This is a genomic window from Variovorax sp. MHTC-1, assembly GCF_003984645.1.
Classification (GTDB): Bacteria; Pseudomonadota; Gammaproteobacteria; order Burkholderiales; family Burkholderiaceae_C; genus Variovorax.
In genome coordinates this window covers 1-20,915 of sequence record NZ_RWKI01000006.1, presented here as the reverse complement: position 1 = coordinate 20,915, position 20,915 = coordinate 1, and the positions used below count along the sequence as shown (strand labels likewise).

Below are 20,915 nucleotides of genomic sequence, written 5' to 3'. Positions count from 1 at the left end.
GTCTCGGCATGAACGCTTCCCTTCGCCTCGGCTGGCGCACCCTCTGGCGCGACCTGCGCGCCGGCGAGCTGCGGCTCCTCATCGTGGCCGTGCTGCTCGCGGTGGCTGCGCTCACCGCGGTCGGTTTCTTCGCCGATCGGCTCAAGGGCGGACTGCAGCGCGATGCGCGCCAGCTGCTCGGCGGCGACGCGGTGCTGGCGAGCGACAACCCGACGCCGAAGGCCTTCCTCGAGCGCGCGCGCGCCCTCGGCCTGCAGGACGCGAGCACCTACGGCTTTCCGACCATGGCGCGCGCGAGCGAGGAGCAGGGTGGGGCCAGCAAGCTGGTCGCGCTCAAGGCGGTTGAGGACGGTTATCCGCTGCGCGGCAGCCTGCAGGTGAGCACCGAGCCCGGCGTGCCGGGTCGGCCGACGCGGGACGTGCCGGCACCGGGCGAAACCTGGGTCGATGCGTCGCTGCTCGAATCGCTGGCGCTCAAGGTGGGCGACACGCTGCTCCTGGGCGACGCCGGCCTGCGCATCGCGCGCGTCATCACGCTCGAGCCCGACCGCGGCGCCGGCTTCATGAGCTTCGCGCCGCGCGTGATGCTCAACCAGGCCGACGTGCCGCGCACCGGCCTCGTGCAACCGGCCAGCCGCGTCAGCTACCGCTTCGCCGTGGCGGGCGAGGACCGCGCCGTCAAGACCTTCAGCGACTGGGCCGACGCGGCGATCAAGAAGGGCGAGCTGCGCGGCCTGCGCCTCGACTCCTTCGAAAGCGGCCGCCCCGAGATGCGCCAGACGCTGGACCGGGCCGAGAAATTCCTGAACCTCGTGGCGCTGCTGGCGGCACTCTTGTCGGCCGTGGCGGTGGCGCTCGCGGCGCGCGGCTTCGCAGCCAGCCATCTCGACGATTGCGCCATGCTGCGCGTGCTGGGCCAGAGCCAGCGCACCATCGCACAGGCATATGCCTTCGAGTTCGCCGCCATCGGCCTCTTCGCCAGCATGCTCGGCGTCGCCATCGGCTACAGCGTGCACTATGTCTTCGTGCTGCTGCTCGCGGGCCTGGTCGAAACCGCGCTGCCCGCGGCCACCTTCTGGCCCGTTGCCTTCGGCCTGGGCATGGGGCTCACGCTGCTGTTCGCCTTCGGGCTGCCGCCGGTGCTGCAGCTGGCGCAGGTGCCGCCCCTGCGCGTGATCCGGCGCGACGTCGGCAACCTGAAGCCGGCCTCGATCGCGGTGCTGGCGCTCGGCGTGGCCGGCTTCGCGGCCCTGCTGGTGGCGGCCAGCAGCGACCTGAAGCTGGGACTGATCGCGGTCGGCGGTTTCGCCGCAGCGGTGGCGGTGTTCGCGCTCCTGAGCTGGGTCGCGGTGCTGCTCTTGCGCCGCAGCGTCAACGAATCGACCGCGCCGCGCTGGCTGGTTCTGGCCACGCGCCAGATCTCCGCGCGGCCGGCCTATGCGGTGGTGCAGGTCAGCGCGCTGGCGGTGGGCCTGCTGGCGCTGATCCTGCTGGTGCTGCTGCGCACCGATCTCGTGGCGAGCTGGCGCAAGGCGACGCCGCCCGACGCGCCGAACCGCTTCGTGATCAACGTCATGCCCGACCAGAGCGAGAGCTTCCAGAAGACCCTGCGCGACAACGGCGTGAGGAAGTTCGACTGGTATCCCATGATCCGCGGGCGCCTGGTCGCCATCAACGGCAAGTCGGTCTCGCCCGATGACTACGTGGACGACCGCGCGAAGCGGCTGGTCGACCGCGAGTTCAACCTGAGCACCAGCGCCGAGGCGCCGGCGCACAACGTCGTCACGGCCGGTGCGTGGAAGCCCGGCGCCGCGGGCGAGCTGAGCGTCGAGGAAGGGTTGGCCGAGACCCTGGGGATGAAGCTCGGCGACACGCTGCGCTTCGACATCGGCGGCATGCAGAACGATGCGCGCATCACCTCCCTGCGCAAGGTCGACTGGGGTTCGCTGCATGCCAACTTCTTCGTCATGTACACGGTGGATGCGCTGCCCGATGTGCCCGTCACCTACATGGGCGCGTTCCGCGCGCCCGACGTGAAGGGCTTCGACAACGCGCTGGTGCGCAGCTACCCCAACGTGACCAACGTCGACATGAGCGCCACCATCGGCCAGGTGCAGCGCGTGCTGGACCAGGTGATCCGCGCGGTGGAGTTCCTGTTCGGCTTCACGCTCGCGGCCGGCCTCGTGGTGCTGTTCGCGGCGGTCACCGCCACGCGTGAAGAGCGCGCGCGCGAATTCGCGGTGATGCGCGCCGTCGGAGCGCGCGGCAGCCTGCTGCGCCAGGTTCAGCGCGCCGAGCTCGTGGGCGTGGGTTTGCTGGCCGGCTTCCTGGCAAGCATCGTCGCCTCGCTGATCGGCTGGGGCCTGGCGCGCTTTGTTTTCGACTTCACCTGGACCGCTTCGCCGCTGGTGCCGATCGCCGGCTCGCTGGCCGGCGCCGTGCTCGCGCTCGCGGCCGGCTGGTGGGGCCTGCGCGAAGTGCTGCGCCGCCCGGTGGTCGACACGCTGCGGCGCGCAGCGGAGTAGGCGCAGGGCGACTACGATCATGTCGACTGCACAAGGTGGACGACATGACGACTGAAACCCGACCCGCGGTGCTTGATCTGATCGGCAACACGCCACTGGTGCAGGTCACGCGGCTGGACACCGGCCCCTGCACGCTGTTCCTCAAGCTCGAGTCGCAGAATCCCGGCGGCTCGATCAAGGACCGCGTCGGCCTGTCGATGATCGATGCGGCCGAGCGCGACGGGCGCTTGCAAGCAGGCGGCACCGTGGTCGAGGCGACGGCCGGCAATACCGGCCTCGGCCTGGCGCTGGTGGCGCGCGCCAAGGGCTATCGCGTGGTGCTGGTGGTGCCCGACAAGATGTCGACCGAGAAGGTGCTGCACCTGAAGGCGCTCGGCGCCGAGGTGCATACCACGCGCTCCGACGTCGGCAAGGGCCATCCCGACTACTACCAGGACTTCGCCGCGCGGCTCGCCGGCGAGATCCCCGGCGCCTTCTTCGCCGACCAGTTCAACAACCCCGACAACCCGCTCGCGCACCAAGCCAGCACGGGCCCCGAGATCTGGCAGCAATGCGGGCACGACGTGGATGCGATCGTGGTCGGCGTCGGCTCGGGCGGCACCATCACCGGGCTCACGCGCTACTTCCGCGCACTGCAGCCGCAGCTCTTCTTCGTGCTGGCCGACCCCGCGGGCTCGGTGGTCGCGGAGTACACGCGCAGCGGCAAGGTGGGCGAGGCCGGCTCGTGGGCGGTCGAAGGCATCGGCGAAGACTTCATCCCGGGCATCGCCGATCTCTCCGGCGTGAAGCAGGCATATTCGATCAGCGACGAGGAAAGCTTCGGCACCGCGCGCGAGCTGCTGCGGGCCGAGGGCATCCTCGGCGGCTCCTCCACCGGCACGCTGCTGGCCGCGGCGCTGCGCTTCTGCCGCGCGCAGACCAAGCCGCTGCGCGTCGTCAGCTTCGTCTGCGACACCGGGACGCGCTATCTCTCGAAGGTCTACAACGACCAGTGGATGCTCGACCAGGGCCTGCTCGCGCGCGAGCGCCATGGCGATCTGCGCGACGTGGTCTCGCGCCGCTTCGAGGACGGCAGCGTGATCAGCGTCGGCCCCGAGGACACGCTGCTCACCGCCTTCCAGCGCATGCGGCTGGCCGACGTGTCGCAGCTGCCGGTGCTCGCAGGCGAGCAACTGGTCGGCGTGATCGACGAATCCGATCTGCTGCTGGCCGTGCATGCGGACGCCGGCCGCTTTCGTTCGAACGTGCAGAGCGCGATGACCGATGTGCCCGAGACTCTGCCGTCTCGTGCGAGCCTGGCCGAACTGGAGGCCGTGCTCGACCGCGGCCTGGTGGCCATGATCGCGGACGAGTCCGGATTCCACGGGCTCATCACGCGCGTCGATCTGTTGAATCACCTGCGGAGAAGCTTGAAATGAGCCAGGACCCATCCAACACCCAGAAGAAGGGCTTTGCCACCCGCGTGATCCATGCCGGCCAGTCGCCCGACCCCTCGACGGGCGCGCTCATGCCGCCGATCTATGCGACCTCGACCTATGTGCAGCAGAGCCCCGGCGTGCACAAGGGGCTGGACTACGGCCGCTCGCACAATCCCACGCGCTGGGCGCTGGAGCGCTGCGTGGCCGATCTCGAAGGCGGCGCCGCAGCTTTCGCCTTCGCCTCCGGCCTGGCCGCTATCTCGACCACGCTCGAGCTGCTGGATGCCAATTCGCACATCGTGTCGGGCGATGACGTCTACGGCGGCACCTTCCGCCTGTTCGAGCGCGTGCGCGCACGCAGCGCGGGGCATCGCTTCAGCTTCGTCGACCTCACCGATCCCGCCAAGCTTGTTGCCGCGCTGCAGCCGGACACGCGCATGGTCTGGGTCGAGACGCCGACCAATCCCTTGCTGCGCCTGGCCGACCTGCGCGCCATCGCCGAGATCTGCCGCGAACGCGGGATCTTGAGCGTGGCCGACAACACCTTCGCGAGTCCGTGGGTACAGCGTCCGCTGGAGGCCGGCTTCGACGTCGTGGTGCATTCGACCACCAAGTACCTGAACGGCCATTCGGACGTGATCGGCGGCGTCGCCATCGTGGGCCGGGAAGCGCGGCACGAGGCGCTGCGCGAGCGCCTGGGCTTCCTGCAGAACTCGGTGGGCGCGATCGCAGGCCCCTTCGACAGCTTCCTCACGCTGCGCGGCGTGAAGACGCTGGCGCTGCGCATGGAGCGTCATTGCAGCAGCGCGCTGGTGTTGGCGCAATGGCTCGAACGGCAGCCGCAGGTCGCGCGGGTGCACTACCCGGGCCTGCCTTCGCATCCGCAGCACGAGTTGGCGCGGCGCCAGATGGAGGGCTTCGGCGGCATGATCTCGATCGATCTGCGCACCGACCTGGCCGGCACGCGGCGCTTTCTCGAGGCTGTGCAGATCTTCGCGCTGGCCGAAAGCCTAGGCGGCGTCGAAAGCCTGATCGAGCACCCCGCCATCATGACCCACGCCACCATTCCAGCCGAGACGCGCGCGCGGCTAGGCATCGGCGATGGGCTGGTGCGGCTGTCGGTGGGCGTCGAAGATCTGGACGATCTGCGCAGCGATCTGCAGCAGGCGCTGGCGAAGATCTGATACCGGAGCTGGCGCGATGTTGCGCGCTGCAAAGGCGCCCGCGGGTCCGGCGCGGCGCTTCGGTGTGGCGGTCGACGCCTAAGCGCCGACTCCCCTGCGCTGCGCTTCTCGGCGCCACACAGGCGCACCACCCCGGACCCGAGGGCGCCTTTGCGGGATGCGTTGCGCCGGTATCCGGAACACGCAGCCTCCACCGCCTTCGGCGGCGCGCAAGGCCTGCCGCTGCACGGTTTTTACAGCACAGCGTTGCGAAGCTGCGGGAACACCTTCGACACCTTGTCGAGCAGGTAGTCGCCATAGATGCCGTTGAAGGCATGCACGTTGGCGCGGTCCCAGCGCGTCGCGCTGTCGTCGATCACGACGGGCTTCGGCAAGCCTTCGATCGGCCGCACGCGCGCGTGGAAGTTGGGGTCGAAGAAGAGCGGGAACGAGAGCCGGTCGCGGCCCGAGGTGTTGCGGATCACGCGGTGCGGCGTCGAGCGATAGAGGCCGCCGGTCATGCGGTCGAGCATGTCGCCGATGTTGATGACGAAGGCATCGCGCACCGGCGTGGCATCGATCCAGCCCTCGCCCGTGCGCACCTGCAGGCCGCCGATCTCGTCCTGCCGCAGGATGGTGAGCAGGCCGTAGTCGGTGTGCTCGCCCACGCCCCATTGCACGTCGAGATTCGCAGGCACCGGCTGCGTCGGGTAGTTGAAGATGCGAAACAGAATCAGCGGGTCGGCCGTGTAGCGCTCGGCGAAGTAGGAGGCAGGCAGGCCCAGGCTCAGGGCGATGCCTTCCATCAGCGTGTGGCCGAGCCGCGTGGCTGCCGCCATGTAGTCGAGGATGGTGCTCTTGAAGCCGGGCAGATCGGGGAACAGGTTGCGCCCGTGCACCGGCGTGCGCGCCAGCACCAGCGGATCGTCGTCCGGCAGTTCGGTGCCGAGGTACAGCCCTTCCTTCCAGTCGGGGCGGCCCGAGGTGAGCTCGCCCGCGAGCGGAAAGTAGCCTCGCCAGGCTCGGCCGCCGAGCTCCATGCGCCATCGCATCTTGGTCGCTTCGTCCAGCGCGAAGAAGGCGCGGCTCAGGTCTTCGAGGCGCTGCGTGAGCGACGGGTCGATGCCGTGGCCGGTGATGTAGAAGAAGCCGTGCGCGCGGCAGGCTTCGCCGATCCGCGCTGCGACCGCTGCGCGCCCGGGCGCAGAGGCGACCAGCGGCGCGATGTCGATCAGGGGCAGCGAAGTCATGACGATATCCAGCGTATCAAACGGCGTGCGCAAAGGGCGTGCGGATGTCGGCAAGGAACTGCTGCGCGCGCGGGTGTTGCGGCCGGTTGAAGAAGTCGTCGGGCGTGGCGCGCTCGAGCACGCGGCCGGCGTCCATGAAGAGCACGCGGTCGGCCACGTCGCGCGCGAAGCCCATTTCGTGCGTCACGACCACCATGGTCATGCCTTCACGCGTGAGGTCGCGCATCACCAGCAGCACCTCGCCGACCATTTCGGGGTCGAGCGCGCTGGTGGGTTCGTCGAACAGCATCAGCGGCGGCTGCATGGCCAGCGCGCGGGCGATTGCCACGCGCTGCTGCTGGCCGCCCGAGAGTTCGGACGGAAAGGCGCTGGCCTTGTGCGCCAGGCCGACGCGATCGAGCAGCGCCATCGCGCGCTCGGTGGCTGCCGCGCGCGAAAGGCCGCGCAGCTGGATCGGCGCCAGCGTGCAGTTGCCCAGCACCGTGAGGTGCGGGAACAGGTTGAACTGCTGGAACACGAAGCCGATGTGCGAGCGGAAGTCGTTGATGTCGATGCCGCGCGCATGGATGTCGCGGCCGTCGACCGTGATGCGGCCCGACTGGATCGGCTCGAGCCGGTTGATGGTGCGGATCAACGTGGACTTGCCCGAGCCCGAAGGCCCGCAGACCACCACGACCTCGCCGCGGGCGATGGTCTCGTTCACCTCGACCAGCGCCTGGTAGTCGCCGTACCACTTGTTGACGTTCTCGAACTGGATCATGCGGGTGCCTTGGGTGCGGAACGCACGAGCGTGCGACGGCTGGTGCGCGCCTCCAGCCAGTAGGCGAAGCGCGAGAGGCCGAAGCACATGACGAAGTAGGTGAAGCCGAGGATCAGGTAGACCTGCACCGGCTTGGTGAAGACTTGCGTGTTGATCTGCGAGGCGATGAAGGACACCTCCGCCAGCCCGATGATGTAGCCCAGCGAGGTTTCCTTGATGGTGGAGACGAACTGGTTCACCAGCGAGGGCAGCATGCTGCGCAGCGCCTGCGGCAGCACCACGAAGCGCATCGCGCGGCCATAGCCCAGACCCAGCGAACGCGCGCTCTCGACCTGCCCGCGCGGCACGCCCAGGATGCCGGCGCGCACGATCTCGCCGATATAGATGCCGTCGAACACCACCAGTGCGATCAGCATGGTCGTGAACTGGTCGGTCTTGACGCCGGTCACGCTCGGAAGGAAGAAGTAGGCCCAGAACACCACCATCAGCAGCGGCGTGCCGCGCACCACGAAGGCCACTGTGGTCACCGGCCAGCGCAGCCAGCGCCACGGGGCGACGCGCGCTAGGCCCAGCAGCAGGCCGAAGGGCAGGGCCAGCACCAGCCCCAGCGCGGCCAGCAGCACGGTCAGCGCGAGGCCGCCCAGCGGACCGTTGGGATACTGGCCGATCAGGAAGTAGACCCAGTAGGTCTGGATCAGCTCGATCATGCGGCCCTCGGCGGAAAGCGGTGCTGGTACCAGCTGGCCGCGCCGGTGATGATCATCGACACCGTGAGGTAGGCGGCGGTGGCGAAGGCGAAGGATTCGGCGCTGCGGAAAGTGGCGCTCTCGACCTGGCCGGCCTGGTACATGAGCTCGGCCACGCCGATCACCGTCGCGATGCTAGTGCCCTTCCAGAGATTGAGCGTCTGCGAAATCAGCGGCGGGATCGTGACGCGCAGCGCCTGCGGCAGGACGATGCGGCGCATGGTCGCGAGAAAGCCGAAGCCGAGGGCCCGGCCGGCTTCCATCTGCACGGCGGGGATCGCGCGGATGCCGCTGCGGATGTCCTCGGCCATGTAGGCCGCGGTGTAGAGGCCCAGCGCGACCACCGCGCTCATCGCCTCGATGCGGCCGGCGTAGAGGCGCTGCTTGATGTCTTCCGGCAGCAGCTCGGGTGCGCCGAAGTACCAGAACAGCATGTGCGCGAGCAGCGGGATGTTGCGTATCGATTCGACGTAGGCGAAGCCCAGCCAGCGCAGCGGCGCGGCCGGCGCCAGCCGCAGCAGCGCCACCATCAGCGCGATGGGCAGCGCCAGCATCAGCGAGGCGGCCAGCAGTTGCAGCGACAGCAGGAAGCCCGCGACCAGCATGTCGTGGTACTTCCCGGCGAGGAGCAAGGAGTAGTCGAAGGGCAGCATGAACGGATGTGTCGGCGCCCGCTTCGCGCGGGCGCGGGGCACATCCTACGCATCCGCCGCGGCAGATGCCCAGCCGGCGACTCAGCTGTCGATCTTGTCGCTCTCGATCTTGAAGTTGCGCTTGTCGAAGCCCGACTTGGTCTTCGGGCCGTACCACTTGAAGAAGATCTTCTCGGCCTCGCCCGATTTCTCGAGTTCGCGCAGGGTCTCGTCGACCACCGCCTTGAGGCCGGTCTCGCCCTTCCTGATGCCGATTGCCAGCGCCTCGGTGCTGAGGTTCTGCGGCAGCACCACGTACTTGGCTTTCTGCGGGCCGAGTTTGGCGTAGCTGTTGAGCAGCGCGGCCTCGTCGTCGACATAGCCCACGCCCTTGCCCTGCTGCAGCGCCTGGAAGGCCTGCTGGCTGGTGTCGAAGGTCACGACCTCGGCGCCGGGCACGGCCTTCTTGATGTTGGGCTCCTGCGTGCCGCCGCGGATGGTCAGCACCTTCTTGCCCGAGAGCTGCGGCACCGCGGTGATGCCGCTGTCCTTTTTGACAATGGCCTTCTGGCCGGTGACGAAGGTGGTGAGCGAGAAGTCGATCTGCGCCTCCCGCTCCTTGTTGTGCGTGAGGCCGGCGGCCACCAGGTCGACGTGGCCCTGCTGCAGCTCGGGAATGCGCGCCGCGACGGCGATCTGCTTCAGCACCGGCTTGACGCCGATCTTCTTGGCGATGGCATTCACCAGGTCGACCTCGTAGCCGATGATCTCGCGCGTCTTGGGATCGATGAAGGTGGCGGGCTCGTCGGTGCCGAGCACGCCGACGACCAGCTGGCCTTTTTTCTTGATGTCGGCGAGTTGATCGGCGTGGACGGCGCTGCCCAGGAGCAGGGCGGCCGCAGTGAGGGCGGCGGCGGCGAATCGGAAACGCATGTTGTTATCTCCAGTGGAAGTCGGCCCGCACCATAGCAACAAAAGCCTGTGTCGAGAAATAGCTCTTTCACATATGCATACTGCCGGCATGCAGATTCACGAAAAGCCGCCCTTCGACACGCCCTTCGAATGGATCGGCGGCGAAGCCAAGGTCCACGCGCTGGTCGAGCGCTTCTACGACCTGATGGAGCTGGAGCCGGCCTATGCGCAACTGCGCGCCGTGCACGGCACCACGCTCGACAACGCGCGCCAGCGCCTGTTCTGGTTTCTCTGCGGCTGGCTCGGCGGGCCGCAGCACTACACCGATCGCTTCGGCCATCCGATGCTGCGTGCGCGGCACCTGCCGCAGAGCATCGGCGGCCATGCGATCGGCATCAAGGAACGAGACCAGTGGCTGGCCTGCATGGACCAGGCGATGGGGGAGACGGGCGTGCCCGAGGCGCTGCGGGCGCGCCTGAAGGACTCGTTCTTCCAAACCGCTGACTGGATGCGGAACAAGTAGCCCCCGGCTTTTCACGTTGCTTCGCTGCGTGTAACTCCACCCCCCGAGGGAGAGGCCCGGCCGCCTTGGGGCGGCCCGGCGGCGGCCGATCGCGCGGTTAGCGCCTCGCCGGCGCCAGCAGCACCAGCAGTGCCCCAGCCCCGCCCTCGGCCGGCTTGGCCTGCACGAATGCCAGCGTCTCATTCTTCTGGATCAGCCAGCGCTGCACCTTGGCCTTGAGCACCGGCTGCCGGCCCGGCGAGCCCAGTCCCTTGCCGTGGACCACGCGCACGCAGCGCAGGCCCTGCTTGTAGGCATCGCGAATGAAGGCGCCGAGCGCCTCGCGCGCCTCGTCGCTGCGCATGCCGTGCAGGTCGATCTGGCGCTGGATCGCCCATTCGCCGGCGCGCAGCTTGCGCGTGACATCGGTGCGGATGCCGGGGCGGCGGAAGCTCATCGCGTCGTCCGCGTCGAGCAGGGTCGTGACGTCGAACTCGTCGGACAGCGATTCGCGCAGCACGCGCTCTTCGTCCAGTTGATGCTGCACCGGGATCGGCGCCGGCGGCTCGGGCGCCAGCGGCACGGCGGCCTTGCGGCGCAGCGGCTGCGTGGCGCCGATCGCACGGGTGAACAGATCCTGCTCGGCCAGGCGCTTCTTCTCGGCGGCCGCGCGCTCAGCGGCCGCGGCGGCTTCGCGCTCGCGCTGTTCGGCCAGCTTGTGCTGCAGCGTTTTCAGGTCGGCGAGGCTCTTGATGGCTTTGGGTGGAAGCGGCATGGGGCTCAGGATAAGGCTTCGTCGCTTCGCGCTCAGAGCAGGCCGCGCTCGGCCATCGACAGGGTCTGGCCACGAGTGACGATCATGTGATCCAACACCCGCACGTCGATCAGCGCCAGTGCGGCCTTGAGCGTTTGAGTGATGGCCTCGTCGGCACGCGAGGGCTCGGCGCAGCCGCTCGGATGGTTGTGCGCCAGCACCACGGCCGCCGCGTGATGATGCAGCGCGCGCATGACCACTTCGCGCGGATACACGCTGGTCTGTGTCAGCGTGCCCCGGAAAAGTTCTTCCAGCGCGATCAGGCGGTGCTGCGCATCGAGGAAGAGGGCTGCGAACACCTCGTGCGGCCGCGCGGCGATGTGCAGCTGCAGATAGTGCTTGACGGCCTCGGGGGAGTCGAACACCGCGCGCTCCTTCAGGCGCTCGGCCAGGGCGCGACGGGCCAGCTCGAGCACGGCCGTCAACTCGGCGCGCTTGGCGGTTCCGCCCAGGCCCTTGATGCGCTTGAGGTCGTCGAGCCCGGCATGGAGCAGGCCGGCCAGTCCGCCGAAGCCGTCGAGCAGCTCCTGGGCCATCTGCAGCACGTTCTTGCCGGCCACGCCGGTGCGCAGCAGCAGGGCCAGCAGCTCGGCATCGCCGAGCGCAGCGGCGCCCTGCGCCATGAGCTTTTCGCGCGGGCGCGCCCCGGCCGGCAGATCCTTGAAAGACATGATTCATGCGGGCTCAAGGGCCCCTCCCTAAAATACCGGTCCAGACTATAGCGATCGCCCATCTTGTCCTCCACCACCACCGCCGTCGTCACGCCCGGCTCCTTTCTCACGCTGCACTACCGGTTGGCCGGGCCGGCGGGCGACATCATCAACACCTTCAACGACAAGCCCGCCACGCTGTCGCTGGGCACCGGCGAGCTCTCGCCCGCGGTCGAGCAGCGGCTGCTGGGGCTGGAAGAAGGCACGCACGCCACCTTCGAGCTGCCGGCCGGCGATGCCTTCGGCGAGCGCAACCCCGAGATGCAGCAATGGGTGGCGCGCAAGCTGCTCGCGCAGATGGGCGACCCCGACGAGCAGTACGCAGCCGGCGACGTGGTGCAGTTCCCCACGCCCGACGGCACCGGCAGCTACGCCGGCGCGGTGATCGAATCGAACGAGACCGCGGTGCGCTTCGACTTCAACCATCCGCTCGCAGGTCAGCCCGTGACCTTCGAGGTGCAGCTGATCGGCGTGTTGTGAGCATGAGCAACAAGGTCCAGGAAGTCATCCTGGCCGAGCCGCGCGGCTTTTGTGCCGGCGTCGACCGCGCGATCGAGATCGTCGAGCGCGCGCTCGCTAAGTTCGGTGCGCCGATCTACGTGCGCCACGAGATCGTGCACAACACCTACGTGGTCAACGAGCTCAAGGCCAAGGGCGCCATCTTCATCGAGGATTTGGCCGAGGTGCCGCCGGGCTCCACGCTGGTGTTCAGCGCGCACGGCGTCAGCAAGGCCGTGCAGGCCGAGGCGCGCGAGCGCGGCTTCGAGGTCTTCGATGCCACCTGCCCGCTGGTGACCAAGGTGCACGTCGAGGTCGCCAAGCTCGCGAAGGAAGGCTACGAATTCATCATGATCGGCCACAAGGGGCATCCCGAGGTCGAAGGCACGATGGGGCAGCTGTCGAGCGGCATCCACCTCGTGGAGGACGTGGAAGACGTCGCGCACGTGTCGCCGGCGCAGACGACCAAGCTGGCCGTCGTTACCCAGACTACGCTGTCGGTCGACGACGCGGCCGAGATCTCCTCCGCGGTGCGCGCGCGTTTCCCGAACGTGCGCGAGCCCAAGCAGCAGGACATCTGCTACGCCACCCAGAACCGGCAGGATGCGGTCAAGCTGCTGAGTCCGCAGGTCGACCTGGTGATCGTGGTCGGCAGCCCGACCAGTTCCAACAGCAATCGGCTGCGCGAGCTTGCGCAACGGCTGGGCACCGAGAGCTACATGGTCGATTCGGCCGCTGAACTGCGGCCCGAATGGTTCGAGGGCAAGAGCCGCGTCGGCCTGACAGCCGGCGCCTCGGCGCCCGAGGTGCTGGTGCGCGAGGTGATCGAGCGCGTCAAGGCGCTGGGGGCGGTGTCGGTGCGCAAGATGGAGGGCATCGAGGAAACGCTCAAGTTCCCCCTGCCCAAGGGCCTGAAGCTCGACGACATTCCCGCACCGGGCCATATCTCGTGACCGGCGCCGCAAGCATCGACTGGCGGCTGGACATCGAGGCGGCCGCGCGCCGGTTGCACGAGCATGCGCCGCACTTTCTGCGCGAGACCCCGCTGTGGAAGCTTTCCGGGCGGGCATTGGGCGTCGAAGTGCCGGGTGTCGAGGTCTGGCTCAAGCTCGAGCACCTGCAGGCGAGCGGCAGCTTCAAGGCGCGCGGCATGATGAACCGGTTGCTGGCCAACGAGATTCCCGACAGCGGCGCGATCGTGGCCTCGGGCGGCAATGCCGGCATCGCCACTGCGGCTGCCGCGCACGCGCTCCGCGTGCATTGCGAAGTGTTCCTGCCCACGGTGTCGCCCGAGGCCAAGCGCGCGCGCCTGCGTGCCCTGGGCGCGACGGTGGTGGTGGGCGGCGAGGTCTACGGCGACGCGCTGGCAGCCTGCCTCGAACGGCAGCGCGAGAGCGGGGCGCTGTTCACCCACGCCTACGACCAGCCCGAGGTGGTGGCCGGCGCCGGCACGCTCGGCCGCGAGATCGAGCAGCAGGGCGGCCTGCCGGACGCCGTGCTGGTCAGCGTGGGCGGCGGCGGGCTGATCGGCGGGCTCGCGGCATGGTTCGAACGACGCAGCCGCGTGGTGGCGCTCGAGCCCGAGCGCGCGCCGACGCTGTTCCGGGCGCGCGAAGCGGGCGAGCCGGTCGATGTCGAGGTGGGCGGCGTCGCGGCCGATTCGCTCGGCGCACGGCGCATCGGCGCGATCGCCTGGGAGCTCACCCAGCGTCACGTGCGCGATGCGCTGCTGCTGCCCGACGAGGCGATCCGTGCGGCGCAGCTGTGGCTCTGGAAAGAGCTCAAGCTGGCGGTCGAGCCGGCGGCCGCCTTGCCGCTGGCCGCGCTGCAGAGCGGCGCCTATGTGCCGCGCGAAGGCGAGAAGCTGTGCCTCATCGTCTGCGGCGCGAACGTGGATCCGGCCAGCCTGGCTTAGTGCCTTCAGACCTGCGGGTGCTCGACGTTGACCATCCACGGCACTCCGAACTTGTCTTCCAGCATGCCGAAGCCGGGGGACCAGAAGGTGGCGGCGTAGGGCATGGTGACTTTCCCGCCTTCCGACAGCGTCTTGAAGAGCTGTTCGCCTTCTTTCACGTCCTTAGCCTGGACCGAGAGCGAAAAGCCCTTGTAGCCCTCGAAAGCCATTCCGGGCGGCAGGTCCGAGGCCATGATCTGCTTGCCGCGCGCTTCGAGGGTCGCATGCATGATCTTGCCCTTGTGGTCGGCCGGCGTTTCGGCGCCCATCGGGCTCTCGCCGAAGGTCATGCTGAAGAGGATCTTGCCGCCCAGGCTCTTGGCATAGAAGGCCAGCGCATCGGCCGCGTTCCCGTTGAATGACAGATAGGCTTCCATCGATTCGATCTCCTTGGGTTATGGGGGAAGGCGATCCTACGCCCCGCCTAAAATCGCGCGATGCTCGATATCACTCTGTTACGCAAGGACCTCGCCTCGGTCGTTGCCCGCCTCGAAACCCGCAAGAAGAACCAGACTTTTCTCGATGTGGCCAGCTTCAGCGCGCTCGAGGCCGAGCGCAAGACTCTGCAGACCCGCACCGAGGAACTGCAGGCGCGCCGCAATGCGCTCAACAAGCAGATCGGGCCGCTGAAGGCCAAGGGCGAATCGGTCGATGAGCTGATGACCGAGGTCAACGCGCTGAAGGCCGAACAGGAGTCGTCGGCCGTGCGGCTGGAAGCCATCCAGCCCGAATTGCAGGCCCTGCTGCTCGCGGTGCCCAATCTGCCGCATTCGAGTGTGCCGGTCGGCGATGACGAAACGGCGAATCTCGAAGTCCGGCGCTGGAGCCCGAAGGGCGGCAACGGCGCCGATGCGCCCGCGCTCGGCTTCGAGGCCAGGGATCACGTGGACCTCGGCACGCCGCTGGGATTGGACTTCGAGACCGGCGTCAAGCTCGCGGGTTCGCGCTTCACCGTGATGAAGGGGCCGATCGCGCGCCTGCACCGCGCGCTCGCGCAGTTCATGCTCGACATCCAGACCGAGCGGCACGGCTACACCGAGTGCTACGTGCCCTACATCGTCAATGCCGACACGCTGCGCGGCACCGGCCAGCTGCCCAAGTTCGAAGGCGACTTGTTCGCCGCCAAGAAGGGCGGGCAGGACGGCGAGCCGGCGCCCGATCATTCGGCGCTCTACCTCATCCCGACCAGCGAAGTGCCGCTCACGAACTTCGTGCGCGACGAGATCGTGGCCGAGTCGCAACTGCCCATCAAGCTCACCGCGCACACGCCGTGCTTCCGCTCCGAGGCCGGCAGCGCGGGCCGCGACACGCGCGGCATGATCCGGCAGCACCAGTTCGACAAGGTCGAAATGGTGCAGATCACGCATCCCGAAAAAAGCTACGAGGCGCTCGAAACCATGACCTCCCACGCCGAGGCTGTGCTGCAGGCGCTGGAGCTCTCCTACCGGGTGGTGCTGCTGTGCACCGGCGATATGGGTTTCGGTTCCACCAAGACCTACGACCTCGAGGTCTGGCTGCCGGCGCAGAACACCTACCGCGAGATCAGCTCGGTCTCAAACTGCGAGGCCTTCCAGGCCCGCCGCCTGCAGGCCCGCTTCAAGAACACGCAGGGCAGGAACGAACTGGTGCACACCCTGAACGGCTCGGGCCTCGCAGTCGGCCGCACGCTGGTCGCGGTGCTGGAAAACCACCAGAACGCGGACGGCTCGATCACCGTGCCCGAGGCCCTTCGGCCCTATCTGGGCGGATTGGGCGTGCTGCGGGCCTGAAAAGCGCCCAAAGCCTCTGCTAGAATCGCAGGCTCGACAGACACCGGAGAGGTGGCAGAGTGGTCGAATGTACCTGACTCGAAATCAGGCGTCCGTGCGAACGGACCGAGGGTTCGAATCCCTCCCTCTCCTCCAGTGATTCAACGCGCCTGAGATTGACCGACGCGTCCAGACTGTGGCCCATGAGTGTCATCGTCGAAGCGCTGCCGCTCCAGGGCATCCGCTACACGCCGCTGGCGTCCTCGCTTTCATCCGCTGCGTGCCAAGGGCACCCGTCAGGCCGGCTCCGATATCTCGCACAGCGCTTCGGCCGCGGGAGCCTTCTTGGTTTCCTTGACGGCGAGATCGGCCAGCGCCACGATGCCTACCAAACGCTTCTCGCGGCTGACGATGGGCAACCGCCTGATCTGATGCTCGCCCATGATTGCGACAGCGCGCTTGATCGGCTCGTCTTCATACGCCCACCGAATGCCATCCGACATCACGTCGCGTACTTTGGCGTCGCCACCACGACCATCGGCCACCGCTCGCACGGCAATATCGCGGTCGGAAATGGAGCCGATCATCCGATCGTTCTCGCCAACCGGCATCATGCCGAAATTGCCGTCGCGCATGCATCGCGCGGCCTCGGCAATCGTCGCGTCCGGACTGATCACTTGTACGTCCCGACTCATTAAATCCTTGATCGTGCGCATGAAAAATCTCCTTGTAGGTTGGGGACGCCACGCGGCACCCGGCTGATCCTGGCGCGTCCGTGCGCCCCCAAAAAGGACTGTGCAAACACCCGACCCTTCGCTTCTGTAGGACGCTGCCCTCGAAGCACGTGATCACCTTCGCTGCCGCCAATCCGGATCGGCGTCGAGATTGCCGCCCAGAAAGTGCATGCCGCAGAAAGGTGTGAAAAATCAACGGTTAACTGCTTCCTCGTCACACCGAAGCCCTGCGCTCCCACCGCATGGGGCCTGCAGAGTTCCACGGGTTCGGGACACGAGCCTGAATCCAGTCGATTGCTCCTACATCGCGCACCCTTCAAGGCTGACACGCGACTTGAGCCGATCCGCAACGATTCATTCACTTGCCCATTTGCAGGGCAGGTCATGTCCGCAACCAAGCGAGGGCGATTGATGAGTCCGAACAAATCCGATGACCTCACCCCGTCGGTGGCCGACGAAGTCAGCACTGTGGTCGACGACGCCGAGGTGATATCCAAGACACTGCCTTCCACGCCGAAGCCTGCAGGGCTGACGGATCAAGCCTGTCACGTGTTGAGCGTGACTCGCAGCCATGTGGTTGAGCATCCAGCCCAAGCCGTGCTGATCGCCGCTGCCGGGGGCGCCGCATTGTCCGCCGCACTGATCGCGTGGATGCACGACGATCGTTCTTCAGGCGTCAGAAGACGTCAGGGACGCACCGGCGCATGACTCATCGAGCCGGAGGCCTGTGGCCGTATCAAGGCTTCGTAGGAAGACTTGTGCTTTGTGAGCCGTAAGCGCTGTCGGCAAACGACGAACGAGGGGCTTTGCGCGACTCGTGGCGAAGACTCGTCACCCAAAGTCGAGCATGGCGTTGCTCGCGGCTTTCGAAGCGCTCGGTAATGCGACGGATGGCGGGGCGATCGATCGCAGCGATCGTCATCCAGTCGGTAGTTCCGAAAGAGTGCGACTCGCTGCAGCGTTCAACCAGGGCAGGACGCAGGGCCAGGACTGATTCCACGGGAATGTTCGGGTCAGCGTCCAGCATTCGCAAGGCGATCTTTGCCGCCTTGGGGCTGAGCGTCTGCACTTTGCGAAGATGAAAATCCGAGTCCATCGGGGGCTCCTTAATTGCGTTGGCGTCCGGCGACGTTTCAATATACAAGAAATGGTAAGAAAATGTGAAAATCTCCCATGCGTGCGGCCGATCCGCTGGAGCGGGGGCCGAGTTGTGAGGGGAAAAAGGGCCAAGAGCAGCCAGGGTATTGCTTCCGCAGGGGACCGCGCGGTGATCCCTGCGCGGCACGGCCTGGAGGCCATGCGCACATCTTTTTCCACAGGCTTGTCCACTGCTGCGGTGAAGAACCTCCCTCTCATATTCACGCACCCAATGCGTTGCGCTGTAAAGTTGTACACATTTTGTAGTACACGTAGCAACGCGATTTGAGTCGACGCAGTCCGGCGACCGGTGCTTACCTTGTCTGACAGCATCCACCTCCCCGATTCGCACGATCGAAGCTTTCCGTCCGGTTCCCGGAGATCGCAATGGATTCACTTGTGGTGGTGCGCAAGAGGTACCAGCATTTTTTCGCCTGGACGTTCGTGCTCGCGACGATCCTTGCGCTTGGCTTGTTCTGGGTGGAACTCGCCTTCCCGCCACCGCCGGTGCCGGCCGCCGCGCCGGCCGCGGCTGCGGCAGGGACCGTGAATCCCAACGCCTTCGATCTCCACGACCTGCGATTGCTGGTGATGGTTGCCGCGCTGGTGGCGGCGCTCGCATCCTTCGCCGGACTCGTCATCGCTACGCCGCTGGCCTGGCTCGAAGTTCGAAGAGCGCGCACGCGAGCTGCGATCGAGTCGGCGCTGAAGCGGCAGGACCGGATCGACCGGCTTGCCGCGGCGCGCATCGCGAATTGGCCGGGCGGAAAAGCCTCTCACGCCGTCGGCGACCTGCACGGACACCTCTCCGGTGGCAGATGAGGGTTGCCTTCCAAAAAAGTCACATCTTGCGGCTTGGCGTACATGCCGGCTTCCGCTATCGTTGCGCCTCGCCAGGGAGATCCAGTCCCGCAACCTGCTCATGGGTTGTCGTGTACGCAAGCGTCGAAAGCCAGGACGGAGATACACATGCGATTCCCCTATCTGGGCGCAGCACGCGTCAAGTACCTGCTCTCCATGTTCGAACACCGCCGTTTGATGAGCCGGCGCCCCACATGGCCTGCGGTGCCGATGGCTGATTTCGCAGACACGCGCAAGGCCGGCGAGCCGCTCGACTGGCTCGTCGAGACTCGGCCCGCGAACAAGGACGCTGGATCCTTCGAGGCGATGCGCTAGGGCCTGTTAACGCTATTTGCGGGGTCGCGAAGGCCTGCCAGGGCGGGCCAATCAAGGCGCGCGACGCCGTGCGTGCGTCGGCACGCACAAGGAGCGCAACGCCGAGTGGCGCGCCCTGGCAGGCCTTCCCTTCGGGTTGCCCAGCCAAGGGGCCGTCTGCGGCGTTGCCCGCGCTTGCAAGGCGCAAGCCTTGCAAGCGCGGGCGCCTTGCATCCAGCCCCTTGGCTGGGCAACGCGATCCCCGCAAATAGCGTTAACAGGCCCTAGCCGCCGCGGCTCTTTTCTCTTCAAACCACCATCGGCGTCGCCGCGCCATCCATCGAAACGATGGCGCCGGAGATGTACCCTGCGCGCGCCGAACAGAGGAAGACGACGGCGTCGGCGATGTCTTCCGGCTTCGCGAGGCGGCCCAGCGGCATGCGGATTTGGGCGTCGCGCAGCACCTCCTCTTCGCTCTTGTTGCGCAGCCGCGCCTCGGCGGCGATGCCTTCCGCCATGCGGTCGGTCAGCGTCAGCGAGGGGTTGACGGCATTCACGCGCACGCCGCGCGGGCCGTAGGCGGTGGCGAGGCCGGCGGTGGCCAGCATCAGCGCGGCGTTGGCGGCGCCGCCGGCGAGATGAGTGGGGGTGGCGACCTTGCCGCCCATGCCGATGACGTTGACGATCGCGCCTTCGCCGCGTTCGCCCATGCGCTTGATCACCGGATCCATCACATTGATATAGGTGAAAAACTTGGCCTGCATCGCGTCCTGCCAGGCCTGCGGCGCGAGTTCGCCAAAAGGCGTGCGGCGCGCGGCGCCGGCGGAATTGACCAGGATGTCGATCGGGCCGAGTTCGGCTTCCGCGGCGTCGAGCATGGCCAGCGCGGCGCTCGCATCGCCGAGGTCCACACCGTGGCCACGGACTGCGTCATGCCCTTCCGTCCGCAACTGCGCGACGGCGTCTTGCAGGCGAGTCGCGGAGCGGCCGACCACGCTGACCTTTGCGCCCTCGCGCAGAAACTCGCGCGCGCAGGCCAGGCCGATGCCGCGGCTGCCGCCGGTGACGAGTACGTGCTTGCCGGCCAATTGAAGATCCATGAAGCCTCCGTGCATTGATTGCGAGCTTGGAGTAGTCTGAAGGCGCAGTGCCTCTGCGGAGAAATGACCTATGAAGACCGTAGCAGAAATCCTCAAGGAAAAAGGCGACCGGACGGTTCACACCATCGAATCCTCGGAGTCGGTGTTCGAGGCCGTCGAGCGGATGGCGCAGAAGAACATCGGCGCGTTGCTGGTCCTGGAGCACGGCCGCATCGTCGGCATGCTGACCGAGCGCGACTATGCGCGCAAGGTCGTGCTGATGGCGCGCTCGTCCAAGGACACGCCGCTGCGCGAGATCATGACGACCTCGGTCATCTACGTGCGTCCCGACCAGACCAGCGAGGAGTGCATGGCCCTGATGACCCAGAGCCGCGTGCGCCACCTGCCGGTCATCGAGGAGGGCAAGCTCGCCGGCCTGATCTCGATCGGCGACCTGGTCAAGGGCATTATCTCGGAGCAGAAGTTCATCATCGAACAGCTGCAGCACTACATCACCGGGGAGCGCGCGTGATCTCCGGCCGCGCTGCGATGCCGTGACGCTGAAGGCCGAAGATCTGGAGCGGATCGCCGCGTCAACGCTCTCGCACTACGACCGGCAAGCCGAGGATTTCTGGGCCGCCACGCGCGATCACGACGTGAGCCAGAACATCGCGGCGCTGCTCGCGGTGATCGAGGCGCCGCCGCCATTCGAGATCCTGGATTTCGGCTGCGGTCCGGGGCGCGATCTGCTGGCCTTCAAGCGGCTCGGGCATCTGCCGGTCGGACTCGAGGGAGCGCCGCGGCTGGCGGAGATGGCACGCGCCTACAGCGGCTGCGAGGTGCTGCAGCAGAACTTTCTTGCGCTCGATCTGCCGCCCGGGCGCTTCGACGGTGTGTTCGCCAACGCAGCGCTGTTCCATGTCCCCACGCAGGAATTGCCGCGCGTGCTGCGGGAACTGCACGCCACGCTGAAGCCGCGCGGCGTGCTGTTCAGCTCGAATCCGCGCGGCGTTGGCCAGGAAGGCTGGAGCGGCGCGCGCTACAGCGCCTTCCACGATCTCGAGGCATGGCGAAGCCATATGTCCGCGGCCGGCTTCACGGAACTCGCGCACTACTACCGCCCCGCCGGCCTGCCACGCGAGCAGCAGCCCTGGCTGGCGAGCGTGTGGCGCAAGACC

Annotated in this window: 24 protein-coding genes and 1 tRNA gene; 14 read left to right on the top strand and 11 right to left on the bottom strand. The window is 67.3% G+C overall.

Translation table 11 applies throughout. The features are described 5' to 3' along the window. Window positions 1-8 precede the first annotated feature (8 nt). From EJI01_RS11875 to EJI01_RS11865, 3 genes are read left to right on the top strand one after another with little or no spacing between them, the layout of a single operon-like run. On the top strand, window positions 9-2,525 hold the full coding sequence (locus EJI01_RS11875) for an ABC transporter permease (RefSeq protein ID WP_126837331.1): 2,517 nt from the start codon (window positions 9-11) through the stop codon (window positions 2,523-2,525). 44 nt (window positions 2,526-2,569) lie between these two features. Next, window positions 2,570-3,943 (top strand): pyridoxal-phosphate dependent enzyme, encoded by a 1,374-nt coding sequence (locus EJI01_RS11870; RefSeq protein ID WP_126837330.1) that lies wholly within the window; start codon window positions 2,570-2,572, stop codon window positions 3,941-3,943. After that, window positions 3,940-5,127 carry a trans-sulfuration enzyme family protein gene (locus EJI01_RS11865; RefSeq protein ID WP_126837329.1) on the top strand — a complete coding sequence of 396 codons (1,188 nt, stop codon included), beginning with the start codon at window positions 3,940-3,942 and terminating at the stop codon, window positions 5,125-5,127. The genes EJI01_RS11870 and EJI01_RS11865 overlap by 4 nt, the downstream gene beginning before the upstream one ends. Before the next feature lie 233 nt (window positions 5,128-5,360). Here the strand turns inward: EJI01_RS11865 and EJI01_RS11860 are convergent, their stop codons facing one another. The 5 genes from EJI01_RS11860 to EJI01_RS11840 form a co-directional block, all read right to left on the bottom strand. After that, window positions 5,361-6,356: an isopenicillin N synthase family dioxygenase gene (locus EJI01_RS11860; RefSeq protein ID WP_126837328.1), complete on the bottom strand. Its 996-nt coding sequence runs from the start codon at window positions 6,354-6,356 to the stop codon at window positions 5,361-5,363. 16 nt (window positions 6,357-6,372) lie between these two features. Beyond that, a complete protein-coding gene (locus tag EJI01_RS11855; protein ID WP_126837327.1) occupies window positions 6,373-7,116 on the bottom strand; it encodes an amino acid ABC transporter ATP-binding protein in 744 nt (247 codons plus the stop codon). After that, complete coding sequence (locus EJI01_RS11850; protein ID WP_126837326.1) at window positions 7,113-7,823, bottom strand: amino acid ABC transporter permease; 711 nt, start codon at window positions 7,821-7,823, stop codon at window positions 7,113-7,115. Before EJI01_RS11850 ends, EJI01_RS11855 begins: the two co-directional genes overlap by 4 nt. After that, window positions 7,820-8,515, bottom strand: a complete 696-nt coding sequence (locus EJI01_RS11845; protein ID WP_126837325.1) for an amino acid ABC transporter permease — start codon at window positions 8,513-8,515, stop codon at window positions 7,820-7,822. Before EJI01_RS11845 ends, EJI01_RS11850 begins: the two co-directional genes overlap by 4 nt. Before the next feature lie 81 nt (window positions 8,516-8,596). Next, window positions 8,597-9,427, bottom strand: a complete 831-nt coding sequence (locus tag EJI01_RS11840; protein WP_126837324.1) for an ABC transporter substrate-binding protein — start codon at window positions 9,425-9,427, stop codon at window positions 8,597-8,599. 88 nt (window positions 9,428-9,515) lie between these two features. On the opposite strand from EJI01_RS11840, the gene EJI01_RS11835 reads away from it, so the two are divergent. After that, a complete protein-coding gene (locus EJI01_RS11835) occupies window positions 9,516-9,929 on the top strand; it encodes a group II truncated hemoglobin (RefSeq protein ID WP_126837323.1) in 414 nt (137 codons plus the stop codon). Between the two features lie 97 nt (window positions 9,930-10,026). Here the strand turns inward: EJI01_RS11835 and EJI01_RS11830 are convergent, their stop codons facing one another. Both EJI01_RS11830 and radC read right to left on the bottom strand, forming a co-directional pair. Continuing rightward, window positions 10,027-10,683, bottom strand: a complete 657-nt coding sequence (locus EJI01_RS11830; RefSeq protein WP_126837322.1) for a Smr/MutS family protein — start codon at window positions 10,681-10,683, stop codon at window positions 10,027-10,029. Window positions 10,684-10,715: 32 nt separating this feature from the next. Continuing rightward, window positions 10,716-11,393, bottom strand: coding sequence for a RadC family protein (gene radC, locus EJI01_RS11825; RefSeq protein WP_126837321.1), 678 nt, complete (start codon window positions 11,391-11,393; stop codon window positions 10,716-10,718). A gap of 63 nt (window positions 11,394-11,456) precedes the next feature. Between radC and EJI01_RS11820 the strand changes: the two genes are divergently transcribed. The 3 genes from EJI01_RS11820 to EJI01_RS11810 are packed head-to-tail and all read left to right on the top strand — an operon-like array spanning window position 11,457 to window position 13,845. After that, complete coding sequence (locus EJI01_RS11820; protein WP_126837320.1) at window positions 11,457-11,912, top strand: peptidylprolyl isomerase; 456 nt, start codon at window positions 11,457-11,459, stop codon at window positions 11,910-11,912. Between the two features lie 2 nt (window positions 11,913-11,914). Next, window positions 11,915-12,883, top strand: coding sequence for a 4-hydroxy-3-methylbut-2-enyl diphosphate reductase (ispH, locus tag EJI01_RS11815; RefSeq protein WP_126837319.1), 969 nt, complete (start codon window positions 11,915-11,917; stop codon window positions 12,881-12,883). Then, window positions 12,880-13,845 carry a threonine/serine dehydratase gene (locus EJI01_RS11810; RefSeq protein WP_409513945.1) on the top strand — a complete coding sequence of 322 codons (966 nt, stop codon included), beginning with the start codon at window positions 12,880-12,882 and terminating at the stop codon, window positions 13,843-13,845. Before ispH ends, EJI01_RS11810 begins: the two co-directional genes overlap by 4 nt. A 5-nt stretch (window positions 13,846-13,850) precedes the next feature. Here the strand turns inward: EJI01_RS11810 and EJI01_RS11805 are convergent, their stop codons facing one another. Then, the gene (locus EJI01_RS11805) at window positions 13,851-14,261 is read right to left on the bottom strand and encodes a VOC family protein (RefSeq protein WP_126837318.1); all 411 of its coding nucleotides are present in this window, start codon (window positions 14,259-14,261) and stop codon (window positions 13,851-13,853) included. A 60-nt stretch (window positions 14,262-14,321) separates the two neighbouring features. Between EJI01_RS11805 and serS the strand changes: the two genes are divergently transcribed. Together serS and EJI01_RS11795 are read left to right on the top strand one after the other, a co-directional pair. Further along, entirely contained in the window at window positions 14,322-15,653 is a 1,332-nt protein-coding gene (gene serS / locus EJI01_RS11800; protein WP_126837317.1) for a serine--tRNA ligase, read from the top strand. Window positions 15,654-15,698: 45 nt separating this feature from the next. After that, a tRNA-Ser gene (locus EJI01_RS11795) sits at window positions 15,699-15,788 on the top strand. A gap of 140 nt (window positions 15,789-15,928) precedes the next feature. Here the strand turns inward: EJI01_RS11795 and EJI01_RS11790 are convergent. Continuing rightward, window positions 15,929-16,348, bottom strand: a complete 420-nt coding sequence (locus tag EJI01_RS11790; RefSeq protein WP_126837316.1) for a CBS domain-containing protein — start codon at window positions 16,346-16,348, stop codon at window positions 15,929-15,931. 402 nt (window positions 16,349-16,750) lie between these two features. On the opposite strand from EJI01_RS11790, the gene EJI01_RS11785 reads away from it, so the two are divergent. Then, the gene (locus tag EJI01_RS11785; RefSeq protein ID WP_126837315.1) at window positions 16,751-17,074 is read left to right on the top strand and encodes a hypothetical protein; all 324 of its coding nucleotides are present in this window, start codon (window positions 16,751-16,753) and stop codon (window positions 17,072-17,074) included. Window positions 17,075-17,102: 28 nt separating this feature from the next. On the opposite strand, the gene EJI01_RS11780 is transcribed toward EJI01_RS11785, so the two are convergent. Next, window positions 17,103-17,462, bottom strand: a complete 360-nt coding sequence (locus tag EJI01_RS11780) for a hypothetical protein (protein WP_126837314.1) — start codon at window positions 17,460-17,462, stop codon at window positions 17,103-17,105. A 440-nt stretch (window positions 17,463-17,902) separates the two neighbouring features. Here EJI01_RS11780 and EJI01_RS11775 point away from each other — a divergent pair, with 440 nt between their 5' ends. Both EJI01_RS11775 and EJI01_RS11770 read left to right on the top strand, forming a co-directional pair. Continuing rightward, window positions 17,903-18,325, top strand: coding sequence for a hypothetical protein (locus tag EJI01_RS11775; RefSeq protein WP_126837313.1), 423 nt, complete (start codon window positions 17,903-17,905; stop codon window positions 18,323-18,325). Window positions 18,326-18,472: 147 nt separating this feature from the next. Next, the gene (locus tag EJI01_RS11770) at window positions 18,473-18,679 is read left to right on the top strand and encodes a hypothetical protein (protein ID WP_126837312.1); all 207 of its coding nucleotides are present in this window, start codon (window positions 18,473-18,475) and stop codon (window positions 18,677-18,679) included. 287 nt (window positions 18,680-18,966) lie between these two features. Here EJI01_RS11770 and EJI01_RS11765 read toward each other — a convergent pair whose 3' ends face one another. Then, entirely contained in the window at window positions 18,967-19,758 is a 792-nt protein-coding gene (locus EJI01_RS11765) for an SDR family NAD(P)-dependent oxidoreductase (protein ID WP_126837311.1), read from the bottom strand. Window positions 19,759-19,828: 70 nt separating this feature from the next. Between EJI01_RS11765 and EJI01_RS11760 the strand changes: the two genes are divergently transcribed. Continuing rightward, window positions 19,829-20,269 (top strand): CBS domain-containing protein, encoded by a 441-nt coding sequence (locus tag EJI01_RS11760; RefSeq protein WP_126837310.1) that lies wholly within the window; start codon window positions 19,829-19,831, stop codon window positions 20,267-20,269. A 22-nt stretch (window positions 20,270-20,291) separates the two neighbouring features. Continuing rightward, the coding region (locus EJI01_RS11755; RefSeq protein WP_148112363.1) for a class I SAM-dependent methyltransferase at window positions 20,292-20,915 on the top strand (624 nt) is incomplete at its 3' end.

Excerpts from the sequence above, each read along its gene's own strand:
- EJI01_RS11865 (WP_126837329.1), top strand. The coding sequence starts at position 3,940 with ATGAGCCAGGACCCATCCAACACCCAGAAGAAGGGCTTTGCCACCCGC.
- EJI01_RS11850 (WP_126837326.1), bottom strand. The coding sequence starts at position 7,823 with ATGATCGAGCTGATCCAGACCTACTGGGTCTACTTCCTGATCGGCCAG.
- EJI01_RS11805 (WP_126837318.1), bottom strand. The coding sequence starts at position 14,261 with ATGGAAGCCTATCTGTCATTCAACGGGAACGCGGCCGATGCGCTGGCC.
- EJI01_RS11840 (WP_126837324.1), bottom strand. The coding sequence starts at position 9,427 with ATGCGTTTCCGATTCGCCGCCGCCGCCCTCACTGCGGCCGCCCTGCTC.
- ispH (WP_126837319.1), top strand. The coding sequence starts at position 11,915 with ATGAGCAACAAGGTCCAGGAAGTCATCCTGGCCGAGCCGCGCGGCTTT.
- EJI01_RS11770 (WP_126837312.1), top strand. The coding sequence starts at position 18,473 with ATGCGATTCCCCTATCTGGGCGCAGCACGCGTCAAGTACCTGCTCTCC.
- EJI01_RS11790 (WP_126837316.1), bottom strand. The coding sequence starts at position 16,348 with ATGCGCACGATCAAGGATTTAATGAGTCGGGACGTACAAGTGATCAGT.
- EJI01_RS11765 (WP_126837311.1), bottom strand. The coding sequence starts at position 19,758 with ATGGATCTTCAATTGGCCGGCAAGCACGTACTCGTCACCGGCGGCAGC.
- EJI01_RS11760 (WP_126837310.1), top strand. The coding sequence starts at position 19,829 with ATGAAGACCGTAGCAGAAATCCTCAAGGAAAAAGGCGACCGGACGGTT.
- serS (WP_126837317.1), top strand. The coding sequence starts at position 14,322 with ATGCTCGATATCACTCTGTTACGCAAGGACCTCGCCTCGGTCGTTGCC.
- EJI01_RS11870 (WP_126837330.1), top strand. The coding sequence starts at position 2,570 with ATGACGACTGAAACCCGACCCGCGGTGCTTGATCTGATCGGCAACACG.
- EJI01_RS11780 (WP_126837314.1), bottom strand. The coding sequence starts at position 17,462 with ATGGACTCGGATTTTCATCTTCGCAAAGTGCAGACGCTCAGCCCCAAG.
- EJI01_RS11855 (WP_126837327.1), bottom strand. The coding sequence starts at position 7,116 with ATGATCCAGTTCGAGAACGTCAACAAGTGGTACGGCGACTACCAGGCG.
- EJI01_RS11860 (WP_126837328.1), bottom strand. The coding sequence starts at position 6,356 with ATGACTTCGCTGCCCCTGATCGACATCGCGCCGCTGGTCGCCTCTGCG.
- EJI01_RS11875 (WP_126837331.1), top strand. The coding sequence starts at position 9 with ATGAACGCTTCCCTTCGCCTCGGCTGGCGCACCCTCTGGCGCGACCTG.
- EJI01_RS11830 (WP_126837322.1), bottom strand. The coding sequence starts at position 10,683 with ATGCCGCTTCCACCCAAAGCCATCAAGAGCCTCGCCGACCTGAAAACG.
- EJI01_RS11785 (WP_126837315.1), top strand. The coding sequence starts at position 16,751 with ATGTCCGCAACCAAGCGAGGGCGATTGATGAGTCCGAACAAATCCGAT.
- EJI01_RS11845 (WP_126837325.1), bottom strand. The coding sequence starts at position 8,515 with ATGCTGCCCTTCGACTACTCCTTGCTCCTCGCCGGGAAGTACCACGAC.
- EJI01_RS11835 (WP_126837323.1), top strand. The coding sequence starts at position 9,516 with ATGCAGATTCACGAAAAGCCGCCCTTCGACACGCCCTTCGAATGGATC.
- radC (WP_126837321.1), bottom strand. The coding sequence starts at position 11,393 with ATGTCTTTCAAGGATCTGCCGGCCGGGGCGCGCCCGCGCGAAAAGCTC.